15 protein-coding genes, 1 pseudogene and 1 riboswitch are annotated in these 16,898 nt (G+C 58.4%); of the genes and pseudogenes, 12 read left to right on the top strand and 4 right to left on the bottom strand.

The genetic code is table 11. From position 1 onward, the window contains the following. Nucleotides 1-56 precede the first annotated feature (56 nt). A complete protein-coding gene (locus ACR0L1_RS12165; protein WP_170355129.1) occupies nt 57-1,325 on the bottom strand; it encodes an ABC transporter substrate-binding protein in 1,269 nt (422 codons plus the stop codon). 215 nt (nt 1,326-1,540) lie between these two features. On the opposite strand from ACR0L1_RS12165, the gene ACR0L1_RS12170 reads away from it, so the two are divergent. The 5 genes and pseudogenes from ACR0L1_RS12170 to ACR0L1_RS12190 all read left to right on the top strand — a co-directional run bounded on the left by ACR0L1_RS12170 (nt 1,541) and on the right by ACR0L1_RS12190 (nt 6,544). Then, nucleotides 1,541-2,572, top strand: a complete 1,032-nt coding sequence (locus tag ACR0L1_RS12170; RefSeq protein ID WP_480503774.1) for a LacI family DNA-binding transcriptional regulator — start codon at nt 1,541-1,543, stop codon at nt 2,570-2,572. A gap of 2 nt (nt 2,573-2,574) precedes the next feature. Then, a pseudogene (locus ACR0L1_RS12175) lies at nt 2,575-3,876 on the top strand (GH1 family beta-glucosidase); the annotation flags it as partial. Between the two features lie 42 nt (nt 3,877-3,918). Further along, entirely contained in the window at nt 3,919-4,908 is a 990-nt protein-coding gene (locus ACR0L1_RS12180; RefSeq protein WP_237215877.1) for a glucokinase, read from the top strand. A 26-nt stretch (nt 4,909-4,934) separates the two neighbouring features. Beyond that, complete coding sequence (locus ACR0L1_RS12185; protein ID WP_480859056.1) at nt 4,935-5,861, top strand: carbohydrate kinase family protein; 927 nt, start codon at nt 4,935-4,937, stop codon at nt 5,859-5,861. 17 nt (nt 5,862-5,878) lie between these two features. Next, a complete protein-coding gene (locus ACR0L1_RS12190) occupies nt 5,879-6,544 on the top strand; it encodes a D-lyxose/D-mannose family sugar isomerase (protein WP_170785901.1) in 666 nt (221 codons plus the stop codon). 5 nt (nt 6,545-6,549) lie between these two features. Here the strand turns inward: ACR0L1_RS12190 and ACR0L1_RS12195 are convergent, their stop codons facing one another. After that, nucleotides 6,550-7,563, bottom strand: a complete 1,014-nt coding sequence (locus ACR0L1_RS12195; protein WP_480859059.1) for a LacI family DNA-binding transcriptional regulator — start codon at nt 7,561-7,563, stop codon at nt 6,550-6,552. A gap of 219 nt (nt 7,564-7,782) precedes the next feature. Here ACR0L1_RS12195 and ACR0L1_RS12200 point away from each other — a divergent pair, with 219 nt between their 5' ends. The 7 genes from ACR0L1_RS12200 to ACR0L1_RS12230 all read left to right on the top strand — a co-directional run bounded on the left by ACR0L1_RS12200 (nt 7,783) and on the right by ACR0L1_RS12230 (nt 13,814). Then, entirely contained in the window at nt 7,783-9,087 is a 1,305-nt protein-coding gene (locus ACR0L1_RS12200) for an extracellular solute-binding protein (RefSeq protein ID WP_170773473.1), read from the top strand. Between the two features lie 72 nt (nt 9,088-9,159). Further along, nucleotides 9,160-10,041 (top strand): ABC transporter permease subunit, encoded by an 882-nt coding sequence (locus ACR0L1_RS12205; protein WP_170773471.1) that lies wholly within the window; start codon nt 9,160-9,162, stop codon nt 10,039-10,041. Nucleotides 10,042-10,052: 11 nt separating this feature from the next. Continuing rightward, nucleotides 10,053-10,946 carry an ABC transporter permease subunit gene (locus tag ACR0L1_RS12210; protein ID WP_170751513.1) on the top strand — a complete coding sequence of 298 codons (894 nt, stop codon included), beginning with the start codon at nt 10,053-10,055 and terminating at the stop codon, nt 10,944-10,946. 11 nt (nt 10,947-10,957) lie between these two features. Then, entirely contained in the window at nt 10,958-12,004 is a 1,047-nt protein-coding gene (locus ACR0L1_RS12215) for an ABC transporter ATP-binding protein (protein WP_480859061.1), read from the top strand. Beyond that, nucleotides 12,001-12,999, top strand: a complete 999-nt coding sequence (locus ACR0L1_RS12220; protein ID WP_480859062.1) for an endonuclease/exonuclease/phosphatase family protein — start codon at nt 12,001-12,003, stop codon at nt 12,997-12,999. Before ACR0L1_RS12215 ends, ACR0L1_RS12220 begins: the two co-directional genes overlap by 4 nt. Before the next feature lie 92 nt (nt 13,000-13,091). Further along, nucleotides 13,092-13,334: a hypothetical protein gene (locus ACR0L1_RS12225; RefSeq protein ID WP_170773454.1), complete on the top strand. Its 243-nt coding sequence runs from the start codon at nt 13,092-13,094 to the stop codon at nt 13,332-13,334. Between the two features lie 9 nt (nt 13,335-13,343). Then, a complete protein-coding gene (locus tag ACR0L1_RS12230; RefSeq protein ID WP_480859065.1) occupies nt 13,344-13,814 on the top strand; it encodes a hypothetical protein in 471 nt (156 codons plus the stop codon). A gap of 1 nt (nt 13,815) precedes the next feature. Here ACR0L1_RS12230 and ACR0L1_RS12235 read toward each other — a convergent pair whose 3' ends face one another. Then, nucleotides 13,816-14,988 (bottom strand): acetate/propionate family kinase, encoded by a 1,173-nt coding sequence (locus tag ACR0L1_RS12235; RefSeq protein WP_480859067.1) that lies wholly within the window; start codon nt 14,986-14,988, stop codon nt 13,816-13,818. Then, entirely contained in the window at nt 14,981-16,375 is a 1,395-nt protein-coding gene (locus ACR0L1_RS12240) for a bifunctional enoyl-CoA hydratase/phosphate acetyltransferase (protein WP_480859068.1), read from the bottom strand. The genes ACR0L1_RS12235 and ACR0L1_RS12240 overlap by 8 nt, the downstream gene beginning before the upstream one ends. Nucleotides 16,376-16,612: 237 nt before the next feature. Continuing rightward, nucleotides 16,613-16,812, top strand: a riboswitch (cobalamin riboswitch). The last annotated feature ends 86 nt before the right edge of the window (nt 16,813-16,898 follow it).

Below are 16,898 nucleotides of genomic sequence, written 5' to 3' on the forward strand. Positions count from 1 at the left end.
CTCCCTTGCGACGGTGGCAGGCAACCCGAACTGGCGGGTTGCCCTATCAGGAACGCTTAGTCCAGCGCGTCCCAGGAGGATTGGATTTCGTTGGCAACCTCTTCCGCCGAGGCCCCGCCAGCATAGTCGACCATGCCGGTCCAGAACGTCCCTGCGCCAACACCGCCGGGCATTAGGTCAGACCCGTCAAACCGGAAAGTGGTCGCACCCAGAAGGATGTCGTTCATCTTCTTCAACGTCGGGTCCGAGAACAGCGAGGTATCAACGCCCTTATGCGGTGTCAGGAACCCGGTTAGCTGCATCCATGTCTCGTGCGCTTCGGGGGTTTGCAGATACTCGATCAAAGCATGAGCGCCGGGGCTGTCATTGGTGATCGCCCAAAGTGTGCCGGCACCCAGAACCGGGCTGCCCAAGTCTTTGCTTTCATAGGCTGGGAAATAGAAGAAATCCGCATCCTCACCCACGACCGTGCCTTCCGGGAAGAAAGCCGGAATGAACGATGCCTGACGGTGCAGATAGCATTGCGGCGGAGAGCTGAACATGCCTTTGGGACTGTCGCGGAAATCGGTTGTGGCTACGGCCCCTGCCCCACCAGCGACATAGTCGTCATTGCGGGCGAAGGCTCCGAATTCTTCGATGGCCGCGATGACCTTTGGGTCATTGAACTTCATCTCATTTGCGACCCAGGCGTCATAATCCGCGGGCGATTGTGTGCGCAGCATCATGTCCTCGACCCAGTCGGTCGCGGGCCAGCCGGTCGCTCCGCCAGACCCCAGACCGATACACCAAGGCGTCTCGCCGTCCGCCACGATCTGGTCCGTCAGAGCTTTGAGTTCTTCCATCGTGGTCGGCACTTCGTACCCGGCGTCTTCGAAGTTCTCGGGAACATACCAGACCAGCGATTTCACATCGACCTTGTAGAAAAATCCGTAAAGATTGTCTGCGCCGTCCGGACCTGCGTAAGTCCCCAGATCGACCCAGGATTGACCCGCAGCGTAATTGTCGCGAATCCAATCGGATGTGCCATCTGCCAAAGGCGTCAGAAAGCCGGATTTGGCCATATCCGCCGCCAGACCGGGCTGCGGGAACACCGCAACGTTAGGGGCAGATCCTGCTTCCGCATCGATGCGGATCTGCTGTTCGAAACTATCCGAGCCGACATAGGCGTACTCATGCCCGGTCGCGGCAGCAAAGCCGTCCAGCACCTTTTCGACATTTTCCTGATCCGGTCCCAACCAGGGGCCAAACACCGTGACCTTGTCGGCATGCGCCGCGCCCGCCATCAGGGCGAACGTTGCCGCGCCTGCGTAAAGCGAGTGTTTCATGAATTCTCCTCCCAACTCTGTTGCGCCCATGAGACTCAGTTTTCAAAGCGCTTTGAATGACGGGTTTTATCCGCTAACATTCAAGTTCTGTCAATATTAGGTTTGAAATTCGCCTAAAAATTAATAAAACACACGGTGAGTAGAAACAGGTTGACCCAATAGGAAAACCCACTCACAACAGTTTTGCCACCAATTTGAAGGCGCTTTGAAGCGAAATGAACCTAAAGCAGCTCTCAGAAATCCTCGGTCTTTCGCAAACAACGGTCAGTCGCGCGCTGAACGGATACCCCGAGGTGAACGAGGCCACGCGAGAGCGGGTTCAGGCTGCGGCGACCAAACACGGCTATCGCCCGAACAGCCGCGCTAAGGGACTGGCCACGGGGCGTTCTATGGTGATCGGGCACGTGATCCCCAGTTCCTCGCAACATGAAATGGTCAACCCGATCTTCGGGGATTTTGTCGCCGGGGCCGCTCGAACCTATGGCGCGCATGGCTATGACATGATGTTCACCAATGCCGACGATACCTCGATCGAACGCACCTATCGGGACCTCTTCCAACGCGGCGCAGTCGATGGGGTCGTTCTGCAAGGCCCCAAGGTCAACGAACACCGGATCGAGGTTTTGACCCGCATGGCGGTTCCGTTCATTGTACATGGCCGCTCGACCGGGATCGAGGTGCCGTATGACTGGGTCGATGTGAACAACAAAAGCTCATTCCTGAGGGCAACCCGGTTTCTGATTGATCTGGGGCACAAACGTATCGCGCTGATCAATGGGTTAGAGGATATGGACTTCGCCCAACGTCGGCGCGAAGGATATCTGCAGGCTCTGCAAGAAGCCAATCTGACGCCCGAACCCGCTCTGATGCGCAGTGCCGAGATGACCGAGGTTTACGGCCATCACGAAGCCCGCGACATGCTGCACCTGGACAACCCCCCGACGGCCATATTGGTCTCGTCAATGATTTCTGCCATCGGGGTGCGGCGCGCTTTGAATGAAGCAGGGCTGAAAATGGGTCGCGATGTATCGGTCATCGCACATGATGACGACCTGTCCTATCTCAAGAATGGACAGGATGTGCCGATCTTTACGGCAACGCGATCCTCGGTCCGGCAGGCTGGGGAAATCGCCGCCGAAATGTTGATCGACCGGATCAAATCACCGGACGACCCGGTTAAAACTAGATTGCTGGAGGCCGAACTGGTAGTTGGCGGCTCGACCGGCCCCGCTCCTGACAGGTTCTGAACATGAAATATACCCGCGCTGATTTCCCCAAAGATTTCCTCTTTGGTGTCGCAACATCTGCCTATCAGATCGAAGGCCACGCGCAGGGTGGCGCAGGTCAGACCCATTGGGACACCTTTGCCCGCACGCCCGGCAATGTGGTGCGGGGCGAAAACGGAGATCTCGCTTGCGATCACCTCAACCGTTTCGATCAGGACTTTGATCTGGTGCGCGATGCCGGGTTTGATTGCTATCGCTTTTCAACCAGCTGGGCCCGGGTTCTGCCCGAAGGACGAGGGGCCGTGAACCAAGCCGGATTGGACTATTACGACCGACTGGCCGATGCGCTGCTGGAACGCGGCATTCGCCCCTGTGCGACGCTCTATCATTGGGAACTGCCCTCGCCGCTAGCGGATCTGGGCGGCTGGCGAAATCGGGATATCGCTGGGTGGTTCGCCGACTTCACTGAGGTCATTATGGGCCGCATCGGCGACCGGATGTTCAGTGTTGCCCCCATCAACGAACCCTGGTGCGTAAGCTGGCTGAGCCACTTCGACGGTCACCACGCCCCGGGCCTGCGCGATATCCGCGCGACGGCTCGCGCGATGCATCATGTTCTGCTGGCGCATGGCCGCGCGATCGAGGCGATGCGTGGTCTGGGCATGTCCAACTTGGGAGCGGTGTTCAATCTGGAATGGGCCGAACCCGCCGATGACAGCGCCGAAGCGCGCAAAGCCGCTGACTTGTATGACGGTATCTACAACCGCTTCTTTCTGGGCGGCGTATTCAACAAAGCCTATCCGCAAAATGTTCTGGACGGGTTGGAACCCTATCTACCCGCTGGCTGGCAGGATGATTTCGACACGATCGGCGCGCCCGTGGACTGGTGCGGGCTGAACTACTACACCCGCAAACTGATCGCGCCCGCCGACACCGCCTGGCCCAGCCTGCAAGAGGTCCCTGGCCCCCTGCCCAAAACGCAAATGGGGTGGGAAATTGAGCCTTCCGCCCTGACACGTTTCCTGACCCGGGCCGCTCGTGAATATACCAGCGATCTGCCGATCTATGTGACCGAAAATGGCATGGCCAGCTCTGAGCGCCAGCAAGATGAGGACCGGATCGACTACCTCAACCAGCATTGGGCCGCTGTGAAAGACGCGTTGGATCAGGATGTGCCCGTCAAAGGCTATTTTATCTGGTCGCTGCTGGACAACTACGAATGGGCCCTTGGCTACGAGAAGCGCTTTGGTCTGGTTGATGTGGATTTCGACACGATGGGGCGGACGCCCAAAGCGTCCTTTGAGGCGGTGAAAACTGCCCTCGCCGGTGCACAAGTCTCTGTCCCCTTAGCACAACCCGCCGGAGCCATGCATGAACACTGGAATCTGGTGGCCGATATCGGCGGGACCAACACCCGATTGGGGGTTATCTCAAACGGGAGACTCACCGATCTGCGCAAATACCCAACGGGACAGCTGCCGCAACTGCTCGAGGCGTTTCACAGCCTGCGCGACGAAGTTGGCACCGACCCCCGCGCGGTTGTCGCCGCCGGGGCGGGCCCTGTGCGGGATGGTACGATCCGACTGACCAACGCGCAGCTTGATTTGTCCGAGGATGACATCGGACGCGCGACCGGCGCGCAACATACTTTTGTGATCAATGACTTCACCGCAGCCGCGTGGTCTGTGGCTGAAATCAGGGCCGGTGATGTCGAGGTTTTGCAAGGTGCGGAAACCCCGCCGGTCGGCACTCGCTTGGTCGTTGGGCCGGGCACCGGGCTTGGGGTTGGGTCGCTGCTCTATTCCGAGGGGCACTACCATACGGCATCTGGCGAAGGCGGCCATGTAGGTCTGTCCCCGCGCCACGCTGACGAGGTTGAAGTATTTCGCGCCGCCCGCGAGGTCGCGACCGAGTGTTTCTTTGACGACTCGCTGACCCTTGAGGCCGAGATGTTCCTGAGCGGCACCGGCCTGCCCATCCTCTACCAAGCCATCCAACTCGCAGCCGGTCAAACCAACGCGGAAACCCGTCCCGCAAAGGATATCCTGCAAGACGCGCTGGCCCAAACCGACCCTCATGCGGTACGCGCGGCCCATATGTTCACCACTCATCTGGGGGCTGTCATGGGCGATATGGCTGTGACCATGATGCCAGCGGGCGGTGTTTTTCTGGTGGGCGGCGTGGCCGAAAAGAACCGTTGGCTGTTCAAGGACACCTTCCGCGACGCTTTCAACGCCGGGGGTCGGTTCAGTGAGCTACGCCGGTCGATGAACCTCTATGTCTCGGAACAGGATGAATTTGGCATTGTTGGCGCTAACAATTTCTGCAAAAGTGCGCTCGCGCGTCGGATGGCCTGACGCGGCCAAACTGGAAAGGTCCCGGCATGATCCTGTGCTGCGGTGAAGCGCTGATCGACATGATCCCCACCCCAACCACCGACGGGGCACAGGGCTTTGTCCCCCATTCAGGCGGAGCGATCTTCAACACCGCCATAGCGCTTGGTCGTCTGGGCGCGTCGGTTGGGATGCTGACTGGCTTGTCCAGCGACATGTTCGGGGCACAACTGTCCGACGCGCTGACCGACAGCCACGTGGATCAGACTCATGTCATCCGCTCGGACCGTCCATCGACACTGGCCTTTGTGCAGTTGAAGGACGGACAGGCCAGCTACAGCTTTCTAGATGAAAACTCGGCCGGGCGGATGCTGCGGCCCGAGGATATGCCCGCGCAGTTGCCCGGCACCACAGCGCTCTATTTCGGTGGTATCAGCCTGGCCTGCGAACCTTGTGCGGATGCGTATGCGGCCTTGTTGGACCAACATGCCGACGCGTGCGCTGTGATGCTCGACCCCAATATCCGCCCCGGCTTTATCGCGGATGAGACCCGGTACCGCACCCGCCTGAACCGCATGATCGAACAGGCCGACATCGTAAAAGTATCTGACGAAGACTTGAATTGGATCGTCCCCGGACCTGAATCCCTGACCGAGAAAGTCCCTGCCCTGCTGGAAGCCGGACCGTCTGTTGTCATTATTACCAAGGGCAGCGAGGGCGCCTCGGCCTATCTACACGACGGGTCCGAGACCTCGGTGTCGGTCAAACAGGTGCAGGTGGTCGACACAGTCGGAGCGGGCGACACGTTCAATGCGGGCGTTCTGGCCCAGCTTGACGCGGACGGCTTGTTGACCAAATCCGGTCTACGCTCGGTGGACGTCAGTGCCATACGATCCGCTCTAAGCAAAGGGGCCGAGGTTGCCGCCGTCACCGTATCCCGCGCCGGGGCGAATCCGCCCTGGGCACACGAACTCTGACCACGAAGGCCAAACCGATGAAACGTTCCGAAATCAACGAGATCAAATCCGCAGCCGAGGCGTTCATTCATTCCTTTGGTGCGGTTCTGCCTCCTTTCGCAACATGGTCGCCTGAACAGATGCGCAGCGCTCGGGCCGATGGCATTCGCGCGCGGGGATTGGGCTGGGATATCACCGATTACGGTCAGGGCCGATTTGATGAGCTTGGATTGTTCTTGTTTACACTGCGCAACGGCGATGTCACTGACCTGAGCAAAGGGCGCGGTATGCTTTATGCGGAAAAACTGCTGGTCTCGCGGGACAAACAACTCTCACCAATGCACCGCCATATCGTGAAGGCCGAAGACATCATCAACCGGGGCGGCGGTGATCTGGTGATGGAGATCTATGCCTCGGACACGGATGGCGGCATCGACCGCGACAACCCGGTCATTGTGCCAAGCGACAACTGCCCGGTCACGATCCAACCCGGTGAACTGTTGCGCCTGAAGCCCGGTGAAAGCGTGACATTGATGCCGGGTATCTGGCATGCCTTTTGGGCGGAGAAAGGCGATTGCCTGATAGGCGAAGTCTCAACCGTCAACGATGACCGAACCGACAATGTGTTCGAGGACCCAATTCCGCGCTTTGCCACGATCGAGGAAGATGCCGCGCCCGATTTCCTGCTGGTGGCCGATTACTGAAAATCTCAATGCGTGCCGCGGGGCACGAAGTGAGGTTTAATCAGAATTGTTTCGCTGGCTTTCAAAGGGTTCTTCAGCCGTTTCTCCAAAAGTTGGATGACGTGCTCGACAGCTTCGTCGATCGGGTTGCAAACCGTTGACAGATCGAATGTTGGCCAGCCAGCCATCTCAATATCATCGAACCCCACAACTGACAGGGTTTCTGGAACTGATACTCCCAAGTCTCGGGCCGCTGTCAAAGCCCCAATCGCGGTTGCATCATTGGCACAAATCAATGCATCCAGTGAATGCGTGGTCAGCAGGCGGGTGGCCGCCCTGTGGCCGGCGTCGACAGTGAAGTCGCCGTCGGTTTCGGCAACCAGCGAAAGCCCAGCCTCAGCCAAACTGTCCAGTACCCCAGCCCGGCGACCGCTAGAAGAGGAGAAAGCCTCGGGGCCACCGATATAGCCGAATTTCTTTCTTCCCTTTTCGATCAGAACCCGAGTGGCAATCCGGGTGCCCTCGGCGTTTCGACAACAAACATTGTCAACACCCTGGGCCTCGACGACGCGCCCAGCGGAAATCATTGGAACCCCGATCTTGCTGCATTGCGTGACGACTTCGGCCTGCATACTTCCACCACGCAGGATCAACGCGTCCAACGGGTAGCGCAAGACTTGCTGAATTGCCTTTTCCGCAGACTGATCGCCGCCGTCGATCAGGATCGGCCATTTGTTCAGCGCGTTCAATTGCCCAACCAAAGCCATTACGAACTCGGTGTCATAAGCGCTGCGCATATTTCCGACAAAAACAGCGACAAGATGCGAGCGGCCATCTTTCAGCCCTGCCGCCAGCGCATTGGGCTGATACCCCATCTGCGCCGCGACCTCATGTATCTTTTTCCGCTTATCTGCATCCAGATAGGCGCCAGGTGTGAACGCGCGTGACACAGACGACCGCGATACACCTGCCGCTTCGGCCACAATCTGGGCAGTCACCCGCCGGGGTCGCGGGGTGTTATATTCATTGTCACTGCTCACGCACTAGCTGTCCTCTGTTTCTGAATAATTTGTCAATAATGCTAAAAATCTTTCACCGAACTGTCACATGCAAAGCGTATGTGACCACGTGTGCACAAGATGTGCATCACGAATGGGATTCGCCCTATTTGTGCAGATTTTTGACGCTGCCTGGGGCTTCGGCCCCGCAACCTGGTGCGCTGACCAAAACCTTGGTCCGCGGCCAAACCGGAGAGAGACATGACCAAGCTGACCTTCAGCGCTACCGCCGCCGCACTCGCCTTTACTGCGACCGCAACTTTTGCCGAAACCGAGATCACATGGTGGCACGCAATGGGCGGCCAACTGGGTGAAACCGTCAACAAGATTGCCGAAGATTTCAACGCCTCGCAGGACGATTACAAGATCACTCCGGTCTACAAGGGCAGCTATGAGGAAACACTGACCGCAGGTATCGCCGCCTTCCGTGCGGGCGAGCAGCCCAACGTCATGCAGGTCTTCGACGCCGGTGCCGCCACCGTGATCGGAGCCAAGGGAGCAACTATCCCCGTTCAGGATCTGCTGGCCGATAATGGCGTGAATTTCGACATCAACGACTACATCGCCGGTGTGCGGTATTTCTATGCCGACAGCGACGGCAAGATGATCGGCATGCCCTTCAACTCGTCCACGCCAATCCTGTATTTCAACGTGGACGCGCTGGAAGCTGCAGGTGTCACTCCGCCGAAAACCTGGGAAGAGTTCCAGACAACCACTGCTCCTGCGCTGAAAGACGCGGGCTACATCGCGCTCAGCCAGTCGCACCTGCCCTGGATTTTCACCGAAAACTTCATGTCGCGCCACAACCTGCCGTTTGCCACCAACAACAATGGCTATGACGGCATCGACACGCAGATCCTGGTGAACAATGACGCCATCAAGGCCCACTTCACCGCCGTGACCGATTGGAAAGACGAAGGTCTGTTCGAATGGTATGGTACCGGCTGGGGCGACAACGCCAAGCCGTTCGAAGAAGGCAAAGTCGCCATGTGGCTGGGTTCGTCGGGCTCTTTTGGTGGCCTCCTGCAAAAAGACCTGCCGTTCGAATTCAGTGCGACCGAGCTGCCCTATTGGGAAGCCGTGACCGCCGAGCCTACCCAAACCTTCATCGGTGGCGCCGCTTTGTTCGCAATGTCCGGCAAATCGGACGACGAGAACAAGGCCACGGCTGAGTTCTTCCGCTTCCTGACCGCGCCTGAAACCCAGTACTTCTGGCACCAGGAAACCGGATACGTACCGATCACCGAAGCCGCATATGAGGTTGCCAAGAAAGACGGCCATTATGACCGCTTCCCGGCCGCCGAAGTTGGTGTGAACCAGTTGCAGGCTAAGGCGGGCGACAACACCAAGGGCTACCGCATGGGCTTTTACGTCCAGATCCGCGACATCATGAACCGCGAATATGGACGTATCCTGACTGGTGAAACCGACGTCGAGACCGCCTTCAAGACAATCGAAAAAGAAGCCAACGAACTGCTGGCACGCTTTGGTAAGACCCAGGGTTAATCCCCGTTATCACCCCCTGGATGGTCGCGCCTCCGGGTGCGACCATCGCTCATTATTCGCACGGAACCATTCATGAAACGCGCGGGCTTTGACACGATCTGGCTTCCTGTGGCGCTGCTGATGCCGCAACTGCTGATCATTGCCATCTTCTTCTACTGGCCTGCGGGCTGGGCTTTGCAATCCTCGTTCTACTTGCAGGACCCGTTTGGGTTCGGCTCGACCTTTGTAGGGGGGGAAAACTATACCTCGCTGCTGGGCAATGATCAGTACAAGCGCGTGGCAGGGTTCACGATCCTTTATTCGGTGCTTGTGACGTTCTTTTCGCTCGCCATCGCGCTGCTGCTAGCGGTCAAGGCGGACAAGGTAATCCGAGGGGCAAAGACCTATCGCACGCTTCTGATGTGGGTCTATGCCATCGCACCACCTGTGGCCGGGTTTCTGGGCATCCTATTCTTTGATCAAAGCACTGGGCCGCTGACCAAGTTTTTCCAGATGTTCGGTTGGGATTTCAAACTGGGCGTGGACTATAACGCCACGGCCACCGCTATGGTCATCGTGGCCGTGTGGAAGCAGATCCCGGTCAATTTCATCTTTTTTCTCTCGGGCCTGCAATCCATTCCGCGATCCGTGCGCGAGGCAGCGATGATCGACAACCGCTCGGCTACCGGACGGTTCTGGCAGGTGACTTTCCCGCTGCTGGCCCCCACCGCGTTCTTCCTGCTAATCATCAACATCACCTACGCGCTGTTCGACACCTTTGGCGTGATCGACGCGCTGATGAAGGGTGAGCCGGGCAACAACCCGATGACGCTGGTCTACAAGGTCTATCTGGACGGGTTCCGGGGCAATGACCTTGGCGGCTCATCCGCGCAATCGGTGATCCTGATGGTGCTGGTGCTGATCCTGACCGTGTTTCAGTTCCGCCTGGTGGAACGCCGGATTCACTATACGTAAGGGCTTTGGACATGGCTGAGACAACACTCGAAACTCCCGTTGAAACCCATCGTCCCCGCCGCATCAAATGGGGCGCGATCGGCGATCACACCGTCCTGATCCTAGGCGCTTTGCTGATGATGATACCACCGCTGCTGGCGCTGACCACGGCCAGCCATGACGCGGTGACGATCCACCGCGAGGGGTTGCAGCTGACGCTGGGCGACAATCTGGGTAAGAACTTCCATGCCGCCATGTTCGAAAAGGGTGGGTTCACCCAGACGGTGGATGGCACGCTGATGCTGATGAATTCCTTCATCCTTGGCATCGGCTTTGCGATGGGCAAGATTATCATCTCGATGATGGCGGCCTATGCCATCGTCTATTTTCGCCTGCGCTTTGCCACGCTGGCCTTCTGGGTGATCTTCACCACCCTGTTGCTGCCGCTGGAGGTGCGCATCCTGCCCTCATACGAGGCGATCCAGAAACTGGGCCTGACAAACACCTATACCGGTCTGATCGTACCGCTGATCGCATCCGCAACCGGCACGTTCTTTTTCCGTCAGTTCTTCATGTCCGTCCCTGAGGAGCTGGCCGAGGCCGCCCGGATTGACGGCGCAGGCCCATGGAAGTTCTTTGTCGATATCCTTGTACCGCTTAGCCGGACGATGATCGCTGCGATCTTCATCATCATGTTTGTCTTTGGCTGGAACCAATATCTGTGGCCGACACTGATCACGACGGATGAGAGCTTTTTCACCCTGGTCCGGGGCATCAAACAGATCGTGCTGTCCTACACAGATAGTCAGATCCCAGAACACGGGCAGGCATTGGCGCTGGCCATTGTCGCGATGATCCCACCCGTGGCGATCGTCGTCTTTTTCCAAAACTGGTTCGTTAAGGGCCTTACAGAATCCGACAAATAAGGAATACGCGCATGGCTCAGGTTTCATTAGAGGGCATCCGCAAGGTCTATCCCAACGGCTTTCAGGCGGTTCAGACCACCAGCTTCACCATTCAGGACGGCGAGTTTGTCGTGCTGGTCGGCCCCTCGGGCTGTGGCAAATCCACCCTGCTGCGGATGATCGCGGGGTTGGAAGAGATCACCGAAGGTACACTGAAGATCGGCGACCGGGTGGTCAATGACGTGGATCCGGCGGACCGGGACATCGCGATGGTGTTCCAGAACTATGCGCTCTACCCGCATATGACCGTCCGAAAAAATATCGGCTATGGCCTCAAGAATCGCGGCAACCCGGCCTCCGAGATCGCGGCCAAGGTCGAAGACGCGGCCAAGATGCTGAACCTGACCGAATATCTGGACCGCAAACCAGCGCAGCTGTCGGGTGGTCAACGTCAGCGCGTCGCCATGGGCCGCGCCGTAGTGCGTGATCCGGCGCTGTTCTTGTTTGATGAACCGTTGTCGAACCTCGACGCCAAGCTGCGCAACCAGATGCGGATCGAGATTAAGGCCCTGCAACGCCGCCTTGGCACCACAGCCGTCTACGTGACCCATGATCAGGTCGAGGCGATGACGATGGCCGACCGGATCATCGTCCTGAACGCTGGCCGGATCGAACAGATCGGCACGCCGTCGGAAATCTACCACAACCCAGCCTCGACCTTTGTGGCCTCATTCATGGGAGCACCGCCGATGAACCTGATCCGGGCTCAGGTCGAGCAAGGCGAGGTGCGCATCAATGGCTATGACGGTCTGATGCCAGCACCTGCTTCGCAAAACGGGCCGGTGACTTTGGGCATTCGCCCCGAGGATGTGGTACTGGACGATCACGGCAACATCCCGTTCCGTGTGGACATTCTGGAAGAGCTCGGCGCCCATCGCCTGTTGCATGGCGTGGTGGGGGAACAACCTTTTTCGGTGATGACCGGCAAGGATGATGCAGCCTCCATCGGGACCGCGACATTGAATTTGAAGCCCGAGGCCCTGCGACTGTTTGATCCTGAAACGGGGCGCAAACTGTGACGGGGCAAACGTTTGAGACATTGCCCGCCGTGACGCTGGAACAGCGTAACGCGATCTTGGCTGCGCCGCGCACGGCTGAAGCGCATCGCGATTTGCTGTCCAGCCTGCCTGCCATGAATGCCGTGCAAGTTGGAGGCCGTGCTACGTCCACTCATTTGCAAAGCGATTTCACAGTGGCTGCCTGGAATGTGGAACGGTGTCTTTTCCCCGAAGAAACCGCCGCACATCTTGGCAAGGTCTGCCCCGATATCGTCTTGTTGTCCGAGGTCGATCACGGCATGGCCCGCACTGCACAGCGGCATACCACTGAAGTGATGGCCGCCGCGCTTGGCATGACCTACGCCTTCGGTGTCGAGTTTCACGAACTTGATCTCGGCGGCGCGACCGAGCGGGGCTTTTGCACGGATGACTTCAACAGTCTTGGCTGGCATGGGAACGCAATCCTGTCCTCGGTGCCGTTTGAACGCACGTCACTGATCCGACTGGACGATCACGGCCATTGGTTTGCCTCAGACACTGGCGCGACGGACCCGGATCAACCGCGGGTCGGCGGTCGCAATGCCATCGCCGCCATTATCCCGGCCACGCAGGGTTCGCTTTGCGTTGTGTCCACTCATCTGGAAAGCAACGCAGATGCAGCGCACCGCCATCAACAGTTCCAACGGTTGTTAGATGAAATCGACGCGTTTGCGCCCGGACTGCCCGTTCTGATCGGTGGGGACCTGAACACCGGCAACCATCTGCCCCCCGATTTTGACTGGCGACGTGAAACCTTGTTTGGGTTGGCCGAACGCGAAGGCTACTCATGGTCTTTCACCGCAGAAGGTCCTACAATCCGACCCAGCCTGATCACTCCGCATCCTGAGCGGGTCATGAAACTGGATTGGCTGGCCGGACGGGGTCTGAAGTGTCTAGACAAAGGCATTCTGACTTCAATCTCGGACGAAGGTACGCCGCTTTCGGATCATGATTGCGTCTGGTGTCGCACAGGCTAAGCACTGGCCCGCTCAACTATCTGGATAAGTCCCTTTTACCGAAACAGAAAAACCGTCTAACATGCGGTTCATCGCGGTAGAGGGACGCAACCATGGTAACAAAAGCAGAATTGGAAGCAGAGGTCGCCGAACTGCGCCGCCAGTTGGCCGAACACGCCAACCCCGAGCCACCCAAGGCCCCGGAACCAGCCGATGCATTCGTCGACAACCTCGGCCATTGGACTGCCCAAATTGATGAAGTTCTGACAGAATTCGAGGATTTGCCGCATAAAAAGCCCATCCTATTCGCCCTTGGCGTCTTTGCGCTTGGGTACATGATCGGTCGATCCCGGTAGGAGTCTGACATGAGCCGCATTTCCCGAAATATCTCGATCATTTTGCGCGCTGAACGGCTGATTGCACAGCGTCAAGTCGCAGTTGCCGCAAAGCGCACAGGCATCTATGCCGCAGTAGGTCTTGCCGTGGGTCTTGCCGCCGTGATGCTGAACGTGGCCGGGTTTTTCTGGCTGTCAGAGACTCTGTCGACGACCTCGGCCGCGCTGATTGTGGCCGGGATTGATCTGGTGGTGGCCGTTCTGCTTGCGGTAGTTGCGAATTCCATGACGGCACAGACAGACACGTCGGATGCCGTCGAACTGCGCGACATGGCTTTGCGAGATATTGAAACCGAAATCCGAGAAAACTTCGCGGATGCGCGCAACGCCGTAACCGGCATTAGGCGCGATCCGCTTGGCACGCTGACACCTGAAATTGTCAGTGCACTTCTTGGGGTCCTGCTGAAATACGCCAAGACCCGTAAAAAGCCGCAGGACTAGGTCACTCCATTAGGTTCGCAGCCGCGCGGGCGATCACCATTTCCTCATTCGTCGGAATCGACAGAATCCGCACGCGGCTGAAATCGGTTGAAAGAACCGTGCCACCATCGGCATTCCGGGCGTGATCCATCTCGATCCCGATCCAGCGCATGCCGTCACACACCATCTGCCGGATTGCGGCCGAGTTCTCGCCAACACCACCCGTAAAGACCAGCGCGTCGATCCCTTCCAGTGCGGCTGACAATGCGCCCAATTCGCGGCGTATGCGGAAGACGTAATAGTCAATGGCCTTACGCGCCTCGGACGTGTCAGCGGACAGAAGGGTGCGCATGTCCGACGATATCCCCGACAGACCCAGCAGACCGGATTTGCGATACAGAATCTCGGCAATCTCATCCGCCGACAGGCCTTCCTGCTGCATCATGTAAAGCACAACACCAGGGTCAAGCTGCCCGCTACGCGTTCCCATTGGCAACCCGTCCAGCGCCGAGAACCCCATAGTCGAGGCCACCGCCCGACCACCCGAAACCGCACACATCGAGGCCCCGTTACCCAGATGCGCAATAACCACGCGCCCGTCGTACAAGCCCGGCGCGATCTCTTTCAGCTTTTGCGTTATGTAGTCGTAGCTGAGCCCGTGAAACCCGTACCGTCGTACGCCTTTGTTATAGTAGCTCTGCGGCAGGGCGAAGGTGTCGTTGACCCAAGGGTGTGTCCGATGGAACGCCGTGTCAAAGCAGGCGATCTGCGCCGTGTCCGAGAAGGCCGCGCTGGCTGCGCGTATCCCTGCAAGACTATAGGGCTGATGCAGCGGCGCGAAAGGTATGAACCCAGACAACGTCTCGACAACCGAGGCGTCAATGCGCACCGGCTCGGAATAAACAGTGCCCCCGTGGACGACGCGGTGCCCGATGGCACGTACATGGATGTCCGGCAGGTATTCCCGCGCCATTTCCAGAAAGGCGTGGATCGCCTCGTCATGGCTTTTGGTGTTGGTCAAAGGACGGTCGATCGAGCGTCCTCCAGCGGATTGGGCCAGCAAACGTGGTGCGTCGCCCAAACGTTCGATCTGGCCACGCCAGCGCATACTGGGGCGATTGCCCTCAACCAGCTCATAAAGCGCGAATTTCAGGGAAGAAGACCCGGCGTTCAGCGCCACAACATGATCAGCCATGGATTTTACCCTTGTTTGCATGCGCATGAAGCGCGGCTACAGCACAGGATGCCAATCGCGAGGCATCATCATCGGATCGTGACGTCAAAATGATGGGAACGGCCGCACCGATCACGACCCCTGCCGCCTCGGCATGAGAGATGAAGGTCAACTGTTTTGCCACCATATTCCCGGCCTCAATATTAGGCGCGACCAGAATATCGGCAGCACCGGCAACCTCTGACGTGATCCCTTTGGTACGGGCGGCGTTCAGATCAACCGCATTGTCCATCGCCAGCGGCCCATCGACCAACCCGCCGGTGATCTGACCGCGCTCGGCCATTTTCGACAGCAAGGCCGCATCGACCGATGACGGCATATGCGGGTTGATCGTCTCAACCGCCGACAACACGCCGACCTTGGGCTGTTCGATTCCCAAAGAATGTGCCAGGTGAATCGCGTTTTGCACGATATCCGCCTTGGTTTCCAAATCAGGCGCAATATTCACCGCCGCATCCGTCACCATGATCGGGCGCGACATGCCCGGAACATCCATTACGAACACATGTGACAGTCGCCGCCCTGTGCGCAGCCCTTTTTCACGACGCAAAACCGCGTGCAGCAACTCATCGGTATGCAGATACCCCTTCATCAGGGTCTGCGCGCGTCCGTCGACTACAAGATCCACGGCACGGTGCGCGGCGATGCCGTGGCTGCGGGCCTCGACAATTTCGATGCCAGACAAGTCGGCCCCCAGCTCAGCGGCAGCAGCGGCGATTTTATCGGGGTCCCCGACGAGGATCGGCGAAATAATATGATTGGCATGTCCCAGCAACGCGCCGCTCAGAGAGTTGGGCTCTTCTGGCGCAACAACGGCGGTTGGCATCGGCTCTAGTGGGCGCGCTTTTTCCAACAGCGCGTCGAAATGGCGGTGCCGCTGCACGATCAGGCCAGGGACCTCGACCGAGTCGAACTCCATATGCGTCGAAGGCGGTGTGACCTGAACGGTGCCGCTGAGAACCAGAGCATTGTCAACGACCCGTCGCACTTCGGCTGAGCAGAGCAGATCACCATCGTCGCGCTTTTCCTCAACAGCGACAAAGGCAGTCAGTTCTTCACCCGCAAGCACCGGGAGGTGGAAGGCCAAATCCGCGCGGCGAGTCTGCGTTCCGGCGCCGGGCATGTAGTTTCCCAGCACGGCTGCGACCAGACCGGCGGGCCACAGCGCGGGTGCGACGGCTTCGGCAAGGCCGTCGCCATCCCCGTCATAGGTTGCCAGATGCAGCGGATTGTGATCGCCCGAGGCCGAGGCAAAAGCATAAAGGTCGTCAACCGTGCACAAGCGGGTCAGTTGTGCCGCGTCGCCAACCTTGAGCTGCTCGAAGGTTTTATTTTCCTGGATTTTCATAGCGTGCCAACTTTGGTTTTTCGGACGTCTTACCGACTTGGGTCGCGGGTTTAATTGATGCAGGTCAGTTCGGGGTCACAATAGTACGTCCAGCACCCTTGAGCCCGCAAAACGTAGCCTCGGCTTTCAAATTTTGCTGCGTCGCAGCATAACTGATTGCCCACTGAGCAGCAATATCCTTTGCGCTGTCTTCACCGGAACGTTGCGGAATCCATATTGACCCATGCTCTGATCTGAGGCAGTGACGCTACGATGGTTCCCGATGCTGCACGCGCGGGATGAAAAGGGAATACGGTAAGGTGCAGACCAAATCCGTAACTGCCCCCGCAACTGTAGGCGGTGAGCGACGCCAATATCCCACTGGCCGGATCAGGTCGGGAAGGGTGGCCAAGCACAGACCCGCGAGTCAGGAGACCTGCCATCTCAAACGCAACCAAACCGGGGCGGGGTGTCCTGGAAAGAGGCTCAATGTCACATCGACTCGATGTCATCAGAACCGTTCCTCTCCCTGCCCGTCTGGCAT

The organism is Ruegeria sp. J8 (genome assembly GCF_056531925.1).